Source organism: Stenotrophomonas sp. PS02297 (genome assembly GCF_029959705.1).
GTDB classification, from domain to species: domain Bacteria; phylum Pseudomonadota; class Gammaproteobacteria; order Xanthomonadales; family Xanthomonadaceae; genus Stenotrophomonas; species Stenotrophomonas nitritireducens.
This window is the reverse complement of sequence record NZ_JASCOS010000032.1, coordinates 1-12,653: the sequence shown is the minus strand read 5'-3', so window position 1 is coordinate 12,653 and position 12,653 is coordinate 1. Positions and strand designations below refer to the sequence as shown.

Below are 12,653 nucleotides of genomic sequence, written 5' to 3'. Positions count from 1 at the left end.
TAAAGTAGACATTACATCCACTTCGGGCGATGTCAAACATTCTTTACATCGACTTGCATCCGCGCGCTCTGCCACCATCTCGGGCGTGAACTTTCCTGCGAGCACCGCGATGTCCGACCTGCCCCACGTTTTCGACGCCACGACCGAAACCTTCGAGACCGAAGTCCTGCAGAAATCGCTGCAGACGCCGGTGCTGGTGGACTTCTGGGCGACCTGGTGCGGGCCGTGCAAGACGCTGGGGCCGATCCTGGAGAAGCTGGCCGGCGAATACCACGGCGCCTTCGAACTGGCCAAGGTCGACGTGGACAAGGAACAACAGATCGCCGCGGCGTTCCAGATCCGCTCGGTGCCCACGGTATTCCTGGTCAAGGGCGGGCAGATCGTCGACGGCTTCCCCGGCGCGCTGCCGGAAGGACAGCTGCGCGAATTCCTGGCCCAGCACGGCGTCACCCCGGCCGAAGCGCCCGTCGAGATCGAAACCGAGGCCGCGCCGCTGGATCCGCTGTCGCAGGTCGCCGCGTTGCGCGAAGCCATCGCCAACGAGCCGGACAAGGCCGAGCTGAAGCTGGACCTGGCGCTGGCCCTGATCAAGACCGGCGACGTACAGGAGGCCAGCCAGCTGCTCGACGCCCTGCCCGCCAACCTCGCCACCGACGACCGCGCCATCCGCGCCCGCGCGCGGCTGGACTTCCACGCCGCGCTGGCCGGAGCGCCGTCGGCCGATGCACTGGCCGCGCGCGTGCAGGCCGATGGCAACGACCTGCAGGCCCGCCACCTGCTCGGCATCCACAGCCTGCTGGGCGGCCAGGACGAGGCGGCGCTGGAGCAGTTCCTGGAAATGCTCCGGATCGACCGCAACTACAGCGAAGGGCTGCCGCGCAAGGCGCTGATCGACGCGTTCCGGGTCGTCGAGGACGAAGACCTCGTCGGCCGTTACCGCCGCCGCATGTCGTCACTGCTGTTCTGAGTGTCGTTGCGCGTTCAGGCAGGCGAAACACTGCCTGCCCGATAATGCACCGTTCATCATAGTGATGACCGCGTGGCGGTTTCCGCCGCGCCATCTGGGGATGGAGGGTGCCGGGCGCACAGTATCCGGGCATCCGGCTCCCGCGCCTGCAAGGACCGAGATGCCCATGATGCTGTCCAACCCGCGTGCGCTGCGCCTGACCCTTCTGCTGCAGATCGCACTGGCGACACTGCCGTTGTCGTGCTCGGCGGCGGCCAGCGCACAGGACTGGACCTATCGCGTGCGCCCGGGTGACACCCTGTGGGACCTGGGGACGCGCTATCTGAAGCCGACCGTGTCCTGGGAAGAACTCCAGGGCCACAACTCGGTTTCCAATCCCTACCGCCTGCCGCCGGGCCAGGTGCTGCGTTTCCCCATCGCCTGGCTGAGGGTGGAACCGGCGCCGGCGCGCGTCGTGGCCGTGCGCGGCGAGGTCGAGATCGGCGGCGGCGACCGCGCCGCCACCGCCGCCCGCGAAGGCATGCAGTTGCCCATCGGCAGCCATATCCGCACCAGCGCCGATGCCAGCATCACCCTGGCCTTCGCCGACGACTCGCGCCTGCTGCTGCGCGAGAACTCGGAACTGCGCCTGGACCAGCTCAGCAGCTATGGCGCCACTGGCATGGTGGATACCCGCCTGCGCCTGCAGCGCGGCCGCAGCAGCAACCGGGTGACCCCGGCGCAGGGTCCGGCGTCGCGCTACATGATCACCGCGCCCACCGCCACCAGCAGCGTGCGCGGTACCGTGTTCCGCGTCAGCGCGGCGCAGGATGGCGGCGACCCGGGCGCCACCGAGGTGGTCGAAGGCCGGGTGCAGGTGGGCAACCGCCATGGCCGGCAGATGGTCGATCCCGGCCAGGCCAGCCTGAGCGCGTCCGCCGCACGGGCGCCCGCACCGGCCCAGCCGCTGCTCGCCGCGCCGGAGATCGACACCACGCGCCTGCGGCTCGAGCCGCTGCCGCTGCTGGCCGCCTGGCAGGCACTGCCGCAGGCGCGTGGCTACCGCATCGAGGTGGTACGCGCCGATGCGCCGGACGTCCTGCTGTTCGCGCGCGACACGCCCGATTCCAGCATCCGCATCGACGACCTGCCGCCCGGGCAACTGCGCCTGCTGGTACGCGCGGTCGATGCCGACGGTGTCGAGGGCCATGACAGCGCCCACGACTTCCGGGTTCCCGACGGCCTGCCGCCGCCGCTGACCACCGCCCCGCTGCACGCCCAGACCCTCAACCAGGCGCATCCGCGGTTCGCGTGGGCGCAGGTGGCCGGTGCCGCCGGCAGCCTGCTGCAGATCGCGCGCGAGCCCGACTTCCGGCAACCGCTGGCCGAAAGCCGGACCGATGCCACGCGCCTGCGCTCGCCCGTCGCGCTCGCGCCCGGCGACTATTACTGGCGGGTCGCGTCGGTGGACGCACTGGGCCAGGGCGGTCGTTATGGGCAGGCCCTGCCGCTGCGGATCAGCGACGCCCCGTCCGATCCCGGCCTGCAGCCGGCGCAGGCGGGCAAAGGTCAGCTGACGCTGCGTTGGCAGGCCGGCGCCGAAGGCCAGCGCTATCGCGTGCAGATGGACCGCCGCGGCGATTTCAGCATGCCGCTGCTCGACCGCGAAACCGCCGCGCCCGAGATCACGATGAAGCAGCCCTGGCGCGGCGGCACCCTGCATGTGCGCGTGCAGTACATCGACGACGACGGCTATGCGGGGCCGTTCTCCACCGCCCAGCAGATCCGGCTGCCCTGCAAGCTCTGCTATGGCGCCGGAGCCGGCGCGCTGCTGCTGTTGGCGCTATGAGGGCAATCCTGCTGCCCTGGCCCCAGCGGCTGCTGCTGGCCGGCGTGCTCGGGGGCCTGGCCGGATGGGCCAGCCAGGCGCACCTGTTCTGGCAGCAGGACGAACATGTCTACGACCAGCTGGTGGGTGGCTGGGACTACACCCCGGATGACAGCCTGGCCATCGTCGCCATCGACGAGCGCAGCCTGCAGCAGCTCGGACAGTGGCCATGGCCGCGCGGCACGCATGCGCGCCTGCTGGACCGCCTGCACGAGGCCGGCGCCCGCCGCGTCGCGCTGGACCTGATGTTTCCCGAGCCCGACCGCAAGGACGCCACCCAGGACGAGGAGCTGGCCGCCGCGATCAAACGCAGCGGCAATGTGGTGCTGCCGGTGCTGGCGGCATCGGCCAGCGACGCGGCGGTGCCCGAGGAACTGCTGCCGGTGCCGGTCCTGGCCTCGGCGGCCAGGACGCTGGCCCACACCGACATCGAAGTCGATGGCGACGGCGTGGCCCGCGGCCTGTACCTGAAGGCGGGCGTGGGCTCGGCCTACTGGCCGGCGCTGGGCCTGGCGCTGAGCGGCAAGGACGGCCCGGTCCCGGGACTCGGCGATCCGGCCCCGGAAACCGCCTCGCCCTACCAGTGGCGGCGCGACAACTACGTGCGGCTGCGCTATGCCGGGCGGCCGGGCACTTTCCCGCAGGTGTCCTACATCGACGTGCTCGAAGGCCGCCTGCCATCGGGACTGCTGCGCGACCGGCGGGTGATCGTCGGCATGACCGCCAGCGGCATCGCCCCGCGCCTGCTCACGCCGACCTCGCGCGAGAGCTGGATGAGCGGCACCGAGTACCAGGCCAACGTCGCCTCCATGCTGCTGGGCGGACGCGTGATCCTGCCCTTGCCTCCGGGCGTCCAATCGGGAATGGTCATCGCGCTGGTGGCATTGTGCGCGCTGGGCATGACCCAGCGACGGCTGTCGCCATTGCGGGTCACGGCGGCGGCGCTGGCGCTCCCCCTGCTGCTCAGCCTGGTCCTGCTGCGCGGATTCGACCTGTGGTTCGCGCCGGTGGCGGCCGTCGCCGGCGTCATGCTGATGCTGCTGGCATGGGGGCTGTGGCAGATGCGCTACTGGCGCCGCCAGGCCAACCGCGATCCGCTGACCGGCCTGGCCAACCGCATGCGCTTCGAGGAAGCGCTGCGCCTGGAATACGAGGCGGCACGGCGCAGCGGGCGGCCGTTGAGCCTGGTCCTGATCGATCTGGACAACTTCAAGCACTACAACGACACCTTCGGCCACCATGTCGGTGACCTCGTGCTGCAGCAGACCGCGCGCATGATCGGCGAACTGGCGCGGCGGCCGCGCGACCTGGCCGCGCGCTTCGGCGGCGACGAGTTCGCGCTGGTGCTGCCCGATACCAGCAGCGAAGGCGCGATCCAGCTGATCGAAGCCCTCCTGGTCCGCGTCCGCCAGGCCGGTATCGCCGTGGGCAAGGGACGCCAGGCCAGGATCAGCGTCACCGCCGGCCTGGGGACCGTGGTGCCCGACGCCGACAGCCTGCCGTCGCAGTTGTTCCGTGCCACCGACGCCGCGCTCTACCAGGCCAAGGCCGCCGGCCGGGACGGCTATCAGGTGGCGCCGGCCGGCTGAGGCGCCGCGCGCCATTCCATACGGGGGCGAATGCTAGACTCGACTCCCCCTTGCACACCGCCACGCCATGAAAGCCAGCACGTTCCGCCTGGGCATCAACCTCTGGCCGCCGTTCCTGTTCACCGGCATCCATGTCACCGACATCCGCGCCGACTACCGCCACGTGCGCGTCGAACTGCGTCAGCGCCCGTGGAACGTCAACTACGTGGGCACCCACTTCGGCGGCAGCCTGTTCGCGATGACCGATCCGTTCTGGATGCTGTGCCTGCTGCAGAACCTCGGCCGCGATTACTACGTATGGGACAAGGCCGGCGAAATCGAGTTCGTCAAACCCGGCAAGGGCACGGTCGCCACCGAGTTCCGGCTCGAGGAGGCCACGCTCGACGAGGTACGCGCGGCCACCGCCGATGGCGGCAAATACCTGCGCTGGTTCGCCAACGACATCCTCGACGCGCAGGGCGAGGTGGTCGCGCGCGTGCGCAAGCAGGTCTACGTGCGGCTCAAGCCGGAAGCGCGCCAGCCTGCCGCATAGGAACGACTCCAGTCGCAACCGGGGACTTTACCGATACCGCTCGATCGCGACCGAAGCCGCTCCTGCGGCGGTCGGGTGTCATTGGCCGGATACGGCCTGCGGCAACGGTATCCGCAGCATCTGCCTATCCTTGCCATAGGCCGGCGTCTCCAGCGCCATGCCGTCGGCGGAGAGGGTAATGGGGCGGTGCGCGCTGCGCAGTCCGGCAGGCAGGTTGCCCAGGCGCTCCGCCAAGGGCGCAGCCGTCCCCTGCACCGCCTGTCCGCGCAGCCACAACGCGGCCTGCAGCAACCGCAGCTGCGCGGCCGCGTCCTGCTGCCGATGCGCGTATCCCTGGTAGGCGGGTCTGGCGATGTCGCCGACGATGCAGCCGATGGCATTGGTCAGGCATTGCGGCTGCCACCACGCCGATGCCGCCACGGACGGAACCGGCAGCTTGCGATCCTCGGCGATGGCCTGCCGGGTTTCCGGAAGACAGGACTGCCCCAGGGTCTCGGCCTGCCGGGCGAGGGTCTTCCCGCTGCTGTAGAACAGCCGGGTGTAGCGCTGGCCGTGCTCGATCTTCTGGTCCATCAGCGCCGCAAGCCCGCGCTGCATGGCGAACTCGCCGCGCATGCCGTTGCACACGCTGGCCTCGTCCGCAGACAACGGCAGGAAAGCCTTGCCGCAGCTGGCGGGCAACGGTGCGTCCAGCGGCAGTTCGGCCAGCACCGCGGCGAACATCTTCGCGTTGGCCGCCAGCATCGCGCTTCCCGTCATCGTCGTCAGGAGATTGTCGCCCTGCGCCATCAGCATGCGTCCGCTCCCGGCATCGCGGCACAGGCCGGCCAAAGCACGCGCGCTGTCGCCCTGCACGTGGGCCAGCGCGTGCGCGCTCAGCGGCACCGTCAGTTGGCGCATATCCGGCCACGGCGTCGCCGCCGCCTGCGTCAGTGGCGAGTGGTAATGTCCATGGAGCGCCAGCTCGTCCATGCGCGCCAGCAACGTGGCATGCGGCGCCAGTGCGGCGGCGACGGCCTGTGGCTGACTCCGCACCGCGTCCAGGCAGCCGGCCGCCCCGCCGAAGCCGCACAGCACCGTATCCACGGCAGGCGACGGCGTATCTTCGCCCGGCAATCGCGGCGGCGTGCCCGCCTTGTCTTCGGTGTCGCCGCGGATGAAGCCGGGGACGTATCGGTCGGCGTACCACGTCTCGAACTGGCGGGTGTGTTCGTCCACCCGCGCCTGCCGCTGCGCCAGCGGGCCTTCCACCCCCAGCGAGGCCAGGGTGACGTAGGCGTTGCTGCCCGGCAGGGCACGCGGCGCTTCCAGCGCGGCCAACGTGCGTTCCTGCGCCGCCGACAATGGCCACAGCCAGGAGGCCAGCAGAACCACCGCGACCAGCAGCACCCCTCCGGCCAGTCCACCAAGCGCCCGCTGCAATGCCTTGCCCATCGTCCTCTCCCTTGGAATCGCGCCGCCATCCGCCAACGGGCGCGCGGACCGGAACTGTTACATATACGGCAACACAGCGGCACGCAATCGCCATGCTCCGCAACAGCCGGCGACGCTACAATCCGCACATGTCGCCCGAAGCTTCCCCCACGCCCCACCGTCCCTCCCTGCAGCGCCTGTTCCTGACCGGATTGCTGACCCTGTTGCCGATCTGGCTGACCTGGGTGGTGATCAAGTTCGTGTTCGTGCTCCTGTCCGGCATCAGCAGTCCGCTGGTGGTGCCACTGTCCGAGCGCATCGCCGCCTCCTTCCCCCATTACCTGGGCTGGGTGCGGGTGGAATGGATGCAGGACGTGTTCGCCCTGCTCGCCACGCTGCTGGTGATCCTGCTGGTCGGCGCGCTCAGCCGCCGCGTGATCGGCCAGCGCCTGCTGCGCTGGTTCGGCGCGGTGATCCGCCGCATCCCGCTGGCCAGCGTCATCTACGACAGCGCCAAGAAGCTGCTGGACATCCTGCAGACCCAGCCGGGCAGCACCCAGCGCGTGGTGCTGATCGACTTCCCGCACCGCGACATGAAGTCGGTAGGCCTGGTGACGCGGGTCATCCGCGAACACGGCACCAACCGCGAGCTGGCAGCGGTGTATGTGCCGACCACGCCCAACCCGACGTCGGGCTATCTGGAAATCGTCCCGGTGGAACTGCTCACGCCGACCGACTGGACGGTGGACCAGGCCATGAGCTTCATCATCTCCGGCGGCGCGGTCGCCCCCGAGAGCGTTCCGTTCACCCGCGCCGGGGAACGCTGAAACCGGCGGCGGCGTAGCGCTTCATCCACAGCCGTGGCATCGACCATGGCTGTACGGAGCCGCTCCGCCGCGCCGCGCTGTCTGGCCGTATCCGGCGATATCGGGCAAGCTCGCGGGCTTGTGCGTTTCCGGAATCACCGATGTCCTCCAGCCCGCTTCGCTTTCTCGCGCTTGCCGTAGCCTCCCTCCTGATCTTCTCCGCCGCCGCGCCCGCCGATGCAGCGAAGAAGAAGAGCCAGCGCCCGACCGCGACGCAGTCCCGCAGCGCCAAGCCCAAGGCGCGCAGCGGCAAGGCGGTGGCGCGACCGGCGGCAAGACCGGCCCGCGCGCCGCTGCCCATCATCCAGGACAACGCCAGCCGCCTGAACCGGATCTACGATGAATACTGGGACGCCTCGATGCGGCTGAACCCGCTGCAGGCCACCTTCCAGGGCGACCCGCGCTTCAACGACCAGCTGCCCAACTTCCTGTCGCCGGCCTCGCGCCAGCAGGCGCACGACTTCATGGTCGAATGGCTCGGCAAGGCCGAGGCGGTGGGCAAGGACGGGCTGCAGGGCCAGGACCTGCTCAGTTACGAGATCTTCGTGCGCGATGCGCACATCTCGCTGGCCGCCGAGCAGCAGCCGTCGTGGATGCTGCCGATCAACCCCTACAACAACCTGGCCAGCATCATCGCGGTGCTCGGCTCCGGCGCCGGCGCGCAGCCGTTCCGCACGGTGAAGGACTACGAGAACTGGTCGCGCCGCTCGCTGGCCGTGCCGGCGCTGTTCGACCAGGCCATCGCCAACATGCGCGAAGGCATGGCCGCCGGCGTGGTGCAGCCGCGCGCGCTGATGGAAAAGGTGCTGCCGCAGCTGGATGCGGTGATCAAGCCCAGCGCCGAAGAGAGCATCTTCTGGGCGCCAGTCCGCAACATGCCGGAAGACTTCTCCGCCGAAGACCGGGAACGGCTGGCCGCCGAATACAAGCGCATGATCGAGTACCGGCTGCTGCCGGCCTACCGCGCGCTGCGCGGCTTCATCGCCACCCAGTACCTGCCCGCCGCGCGCGTCACCGACGGCCTCGGCGCCCTGCCCAACGGCCAGGCCTGGTACGCGCACACCATCGCCAACCTGACCAGTTCCTCGCGCACGCCGGCGGAAATCCACGAACTCGGCGAGCAGGAGGTCAAGGACCTGCAGGAGCGCATCGCCACCGTGATGAAGGAGGCGAAGATCCGCGGGTCGGCGCAGAAGACCTTCGCCGCCATGCGCAACGACCGCCAGTTCACCTTCCGTGACGAGGCCGCGCTGCTGGCGCGCTACCGCGAGGTCGGCCAGCAGGTGGACGCCGCGCTGCCGGCCCTGTTCGACACCCGCCCCAAGGCGGCGCTGGACATCCGGCCGGTCCCGGCCGAACACGCGTTGACCGCCAGCGCCGCCAGTTACCAGCCGCCGTCCCCGGCCGATGGCAGCCAGCCCGGCGTGCTGCAGGTCAACACCCGCGACCTGCCCTCACGCAAGCGCTGGGCGGTGCCACTGCAGTACCTGCATGAAGGCATTCCCGGCCATCACCTGCAGCTGGGCCTGCAGCAGGAACTGTCCACCCTGCCGCGCTTCCGCCGGCTCGGCGGCGACGTCGCCTTCGTCGAGGGCTGGGGCCTGTACGCCGAATCGCTGGGCGATGAAATGGGCATCTACCGCGATCCCTACGACCGCCTCGGCTACCTGCAGACCACCCTGCTGCGCACCGTGCGCCTGGTCGCCGACACCGGCCTGCATGCGGCCGGCTGGAGCCGCCAGCAGGCGATCGACTACATGGTGAAGAACGCCGACCTCAGCGCCGCCGACGCCGCCGCGGAGGTAGAGCGCTTCATGGCCCTGCCCGGGCAGACCCTGGCCTACCGCGTGGGCGAGATCAAGATCCGGCGCCTGCGCGAGAAGGCACAGGCCGCGCTGGGCGAAGGCTTCGACCCGCGCGAGTTCCACAACGAAGTCTTGAAGGACGGCTCGATGCCGTTGGATATTCTGGAAGCCAAGATCGACCGCTGGATCGCCAGCAAGAAAAACTGACCCCGCCCAAGGAGCCGCCATGTCGCCGTGGATGTCCCGACTCGCCCCGCTGTGCCTGTCCGCGTTCTCCACGGTGGCCGCCGCTGCGGCGCCCGCCCCGCCTCCCGACGCCGGCATCGACGGCCTGATGCAGCGCTACGACGGCCGCGTGCCCGGCGCCGCGGTGCTGGTGCTCAAGGACGGCCAGCCGGTATTCCGGCGCGGCTATGGGCTGGCGGTGGTCGAGGACGGCACGCCGGTCTCGCCGGCGACCAACTTCCGCCTGGCTTCGGTGAGCAAGCAGTTCACCGCCGCGGCCGTCCTGCTGCTGGCCGAGGACGGCAAGCTGTCCATCGACGACCCGCTGAAGAAGTGGCTGCCCGGCCTGCCGGCGGTGGCCGACGCGATGACCCTGCGGCACCTGCTCAGCCACACCAGCGGCCTGCTCGATTACGAAGACCTCATGGACCCGGCCGATACGCGGCAGGTGCACGATATCGACGTGCTGCACCTGCTGGAGAAGGAGAACCGCACCTACTTCGCGCCGGGCAGCGACTACCGCTACAGCAACAGCGGCTATGCGCTGCTGGCGCTGGTCGTCGGCAAGGCCTCGGGCAGCGATTTCGCCAGCTTCCTGCGCCAGCGCATCTTCCTGCCGCTGGGCATGGATGCCACCGTCGCCCATCAGGACGGCGTGGACGAGGTGGCCTCCCGCGCCTATGGCTACAGCGGGATCGACGGCCACTGGCAGCGCACCGACCAGAGCACCACCAGCGCCGTGCTCGGCGACGGCGGCATCTATTCCTCCCTCGACGACCTCGCCCGGTGGGATGCGGCGCTGTACGACGAACGCCTGCTGCGCCGCGCCTCGCTGCGCCTGGCCTTCAGCCCGGCCACCAAGACGCCGGAACCGGACGTGCCGTACTACGGCTTCGGCTGGCGCATCAACGGCGACGCGCTGTGGCACAGCGGCGAGAGCATCGGCTTCCGCAACGTGATCCTGCGCTATCCGAAGCAGAAGCTGACGGTGATCGTGCTGACCAACCGCAACGATCCGGAGCCCTATCCGCTGGCGCTGGAGATCGCCCGGCGCTGGCAGGAAGCGAAACGGTGAAGCTGCTGCACGGCATCCACCATGTCGCGCTGATCGCTTCGGACTACGCGCGCTCGCGCGACTTCTACACCCGCATCCTCGGGCTGGAGGTGGTCGCCGAGCACTACCGCGCCGGGCGCCGGTCCTGGAAGCTGGACCTGCGCCTGCCCGACGGCGGCCAGCTGGAACTGTTTTCCTTCCCGGCGCCGCCGCCGCGGCCCAGCCGCCCGGAAGCGTGCGGCCTGCGGCATCTCGCCTTCCGCGTCGCCGCGCTGGACGCGGCCGTCGCCCACCTGCAGGCCGAAGGCGTGGCCTGCGAACCGGTGCGCGTGGACGAATACACCGGCCGCCGTTTCACCTTCTTCGCCGATCCGGACGACCTGCCGCTGGAACTGTACGAAACCGGCTGAGCCTCTCCTGGTCACATTCCCGTCGCCGCCACGTCCCTGGTCCCAATGACTTCCGGCGCATTGCCCGACCACGGCCGCCGCCGGAATGATGTCCACATCGTCCAGGGAGGTGTCCGTCCATGCTGCAGATCCGCGGTCTATCCAAAACCTACGCCAATGGCGTGCACGCGCTGAAGAATGTCGATCTGGACATCCCGCGCGGCATGTTCGGCCTGCTCGGCCCCAACGGCGCCGGCAAGTCCTCGCTGATGCGCACCCTGGCGACCCTGCAGGAAGCGGACACCGGCAGCGCCACGCTGACCACCGCCGACGGCGCCAGCATCGACGTGCTCCGCGACAAGGACGCGCTGCGCCGGCGGCTCGGCTACCTGCCGCAGGATTTCGGCGTCTACCCGAAGGTCAGCGCGCTGGACCTGCTCGATCATTTCGCCGTGCTCAAGGGCCTGACCGCGCGCCGGCAGCGCAAGGAAGTGGTCGAGGGCCTGCTGCAGCAGGTCAACCTGTGGGATGCACGCAAGCGCAAGCTCGGCACCTATTCGGGCGGCATGCGCCAGCGCTTCGGCATCGCCCAGGCCCTGCTCGGCAACCCGCAGCTGGTGATCGTCGACGAGCCCACCGCCGGCCTGGATCCGGAGGAGCGCAACCGCTTCCTCAACCTTCTGGCCGAGATCGGCGAGAACGTGGCGGTGATCCTGTCCACGCACATCGTCGAGGACGTCACCGACCTGTGCCCGAACATGGCCATCATGAACAAGGGCCAGGTGCTGCTGACCGGCAGGCCGGCCGATGCGATCGGCGCGCTGCAGGCCCAGGTCTGGCGCAAACAGGTCGCCAAGGCCGCGCTGGCCGAGTACGAATCGCGCTTCACCGTGCTGTCCACGCGCCTGGTCGGCGGCCATCCGGTGATCCATGTGTTCAGCGCCAGCCAGCCGGACGAAGGCTTCGCCCCGGTCGAGCCCGGGCTCGAGGACGTCTACTTCCAGCGCCTGCGCCTGCAGGCGCAGGCCGCCTGACGGAGACGGCCGATGACACTGAACTTCCTGCGCTTCGAGCTGCGCGAGCAGCTGCGTTCCCCGCTGTTGTGGCTGCTGGCCCTGTTCCTGGCGCTGATGGCCTTCGCCGCGGCGTCCAGCGACGCCGTCCAGATCGGCGGCGGCATCGGCAACGTGCACCGCAATGCCCCGTCGGTCATCACCGCGCTGATGACGGTCTTCAGCCTGCTGGGCCTGCTGGTGACCACCCTGTTCGTCAGCAACGCCCTGCTGCGCGACTTCGAACTGGGCACCGCCGAACTGGTGTTCTCCAGCCCGATCAAGCGCCGCGACTATCTGCTCGGCCGCCTCGGCGCGGCGCTGCTGGCCTGCCTGGTGATGTACGTGATCATCGCCTGCGGCCTGTTCATCGCCCAGTTCATGCCGTGGATCGATGCGGCGCGCCTGGGCCCCGTCTCGCTGCGCCCCTACCTGTGGGCGTTCGCGGTGATGGTGGTGCCCAACGTGCTGTTCACCACCGCGCTGCTGTCGCTGCTGGCCGCCACCACCCGCAACATCCTGTGGGTGTACATCGGCGTCATCGTCTTCTTCGTCCTGTATGGCGTCAGCCGGGCGATCCTGGCCGACATCGACAACCAGCAGGTCTCCGCCCTGCTCGACCCGCTCGGCATCCGCGCGATCGGCCATGCCACCCGCTACTGGTCGGCCGAGGAGCGCAACACCGGCCTGCCGGCGCTGTCCGGCTTCCTGCTGCAGAACCGCGTGCTGTGGCTGGCGGTCAGCGCCGCGCTGTTCGCCGCCACCTTCGCCCTGTTCCGCACCGAGCGCGCCGGCGCCGGCCGCGCCAGCCGGCGCCAGCGCGGCAGGCAGCCGGCAGCGGCCTCCAGTACGCGCGCGGCCGTCGCCGCACCGCGCGTGACCCCGGACTTCGGC

At 69.9% G+C, this 12,653-nt stretch carries 11 protein-coding genes; 10 read left to right on the top strand and 1 reads right to left on the bottom strand.

Features of this window, described 5'->3' with window-relative positions; genetic code table 11:
• The first annotated feature begins 109 nt into the window (after nt 1-109).
• The 4 genes from trxA to QMX80_RS08745 all read left to right on the top strand — a co-directional run bounded on the left by trxA (nt 110) and on the right by QMX80_RS08745 (nt 4,955).
• Nucleotides 110-967 (top strand): thioredoxin, encoded by an 858-nt coding sequence (gene trxA / locus QMX80_RS08760; RefSeq protein ID WP_282276530.1) that lies wholly within the window; start codon nt 110-112, stop codon nt 965-967.
• Nucleotides 968-1,133: 166 nt separating this feature from the next.
• A complete protein-coding gene (locus tag QMX80_RS08755) occupies nt 1,134-2,795 on the top strand; it encodes a FecR domain-containing protein (RefSeq protein WP_282276529.1) in 1,662 nt (553 codons plus the stop codon).
• Entirely contained in the window at nt 2,792-4,423 is a 1,632-nt protein-coding gene (locus tag QMX80_RS08750; protein WP_282276528.1) for a CHASE2 domain-containing protein, read from the top strand. The genes QMX80_RS08755 and QMX80_RS08750 overlap by 4 nt, the downstream gene beginning before the upstream one ends.
• 67 nt (nt 4,424-4,490) lie before the next feature.
• Complete coding sequence (locus tag QMX80_RS08745) at nt 4,491-4,955, top strand: DUF4442 domain-containing protein (protein ID WP_055764598.1); 465 nt, start codon at nt 4,491-4,493, stop codon at nt 4,953-4,955.
• 78 nt (nt 4,956-5,033) lie between these two features.
• On the opposite strand, the gene QMX80_RS08740 is transcribed toward QMX80_RS08745, so the two are convergent.
• A complete protein-coding gene (locus QMX80_RS08740) occupies nt 5,034-6,389 on the bottom strand; it encodes a hypothetical protein (protein WP_282276527.1) in 1,356 nt (451 codons plus the stop codon).
• 128 nt (nt 6,390-6,517) lie between these two features.
• Between QMX80_RS08740 and QMX80_RS08735 the strand changes: the two genes are divergently transcribed.
• The 6 genes from QMX80_RS08735 to QMX80_RS08710 all read left to right on the top strand — a co-directional run.
• Complete coding sequence (locus QMX80_RS08735; RefSeq protein ID WP_055765366.1) at nt 6,518-7,195, top strand: DUF502 domain-containing protein; 678 nt, start codon at nt 6,518-6,520, stop codon at nt 7,193-7,195.
• Nucleotides 7,196-7,335: 140 nt separating this feature from the next.
• Nucleotides 7,336-9,246, top strand: coding sequence for a DUF885 family protein (locus QMX80_RS08730; protein ID WP_282276526.1), 1,911 nt, complete (start codon nt 7,336-7,338; stop codon nt 9,244-9,246).
• Between the two features lie 31 nt (nt 9,247-9,277).
• Nucleotides 9,278-10,339, top strand: a complete 1,062-nt coding sequence (locus QMX80_RS08725) for a serine hydrolase domain-containing protein (RefSeq protein WP_282276524.1) — start codon at nt 9,278-9,280, stop codon at nt 10,337-10,339.
• Complete coding sequence (locus QMX80_RS08720) at nt 10,336-10,728, top strand: VOC family protein (protein WP_282276522.1); 393 nt, start codon at nt 10,336-10,338, stop codon at nt 10,726-10,728. The genes QMX80_RS08725 and QMX80_RS08720 overlap by 4 nt, the downstream gene beginning before the upstream one ends.
• A 119-nt stretch (nt 10,729-10,847) precedes the next feature.
• The gene (locus QMX80_RS08715; RefSeq protein WP_055764588.1) at nt 10,848-11,741 is read left to right on the top strand and encodes an ABC transporter ATP-binding protein; all 894 of its coding nucleotides are present in this window, start codon (nt 10,848-10,850) and stop codon (nt 11,739-11,741) included.
• A gap of 12 nt (nt 11,742-11,753) precedes the next feature.
• Nucleotides 11,754-12,653 (top strand): ABC transporter permease subunit (locus tag QMX80_RS08710; protein WP_282276521.1); only part of this gene is annotated, 900 nt, incomplete at its 3' end.

Excerpts from the sequence above, each read along its gene's own strand:
- QMX80_RS08715 (WP_055764588.1), top strand. The coding sequence starts at position 10,848 with ATGCTGCAGATCCGCGGTCTATCCAAAACCTACGCCAATGGCGTGCAC.
- QMX80_RS08750 (WP_282276528.1), top strand. The coding sequence starts at position 2,792 with ATGAGGGCAATCCTGCTGCCCTGGCCCCAGCGGCTGCTGCTGGCCGGC.
- trxA (WP_282276530.1), top strand. The coding sequence starts at position 110 with ATGTCCGACCTGCCCCACGTTTTCGACGCCACGACCGAAACCTTCGAG.
- QMX80_RS08745 (WP_055764598.1), top strand. The coding sequence starts at position 4,491 with ATGAAAGCCAGCACGTTCCGCCTGGGCATCAACCTCTGGCCGCCGTTC.
- QMX80_RS08730 (WP_282276526.1), top strand. The coding sequence starts at position 7,336 with ATGTCCTCCAGCCCGCTTCGCTTTCTCGCGCTTGCCGTAGCCTCCCTC.
- QMX80_RS08755 (WP_282276529.1), top strand. The coding sequence starts at position 1,134 with ATGATGCTGTCCAACCCGCGTGCGCTGCGCCTGACCCTTCTGCTGCAG.
- QMX80_RS08725 (WP_282276524.1), top strand. The coding sequence starts at position 9,278 with ATGTCCCGACTCGCCCCGCTGTGCCTGTCCGCGTTCTCCACGGTGGCC.
- QMX80_RS08735 (WP_055765366.1), top strand. The coding sequence starts at position 6,518 with ATGTCGCCCGAAGCTTCCCCCACGCCCCACCGTCCCTCCCTGCAGCGC.
- QMX80_RS08740 (WP_282276527.1), bottom strand. The coding sequence starts at position 6,389 with ATGGGCAAGGCATTGCAGCGGGCGCTTGGTGGACTGGCCGGAGGGGTG.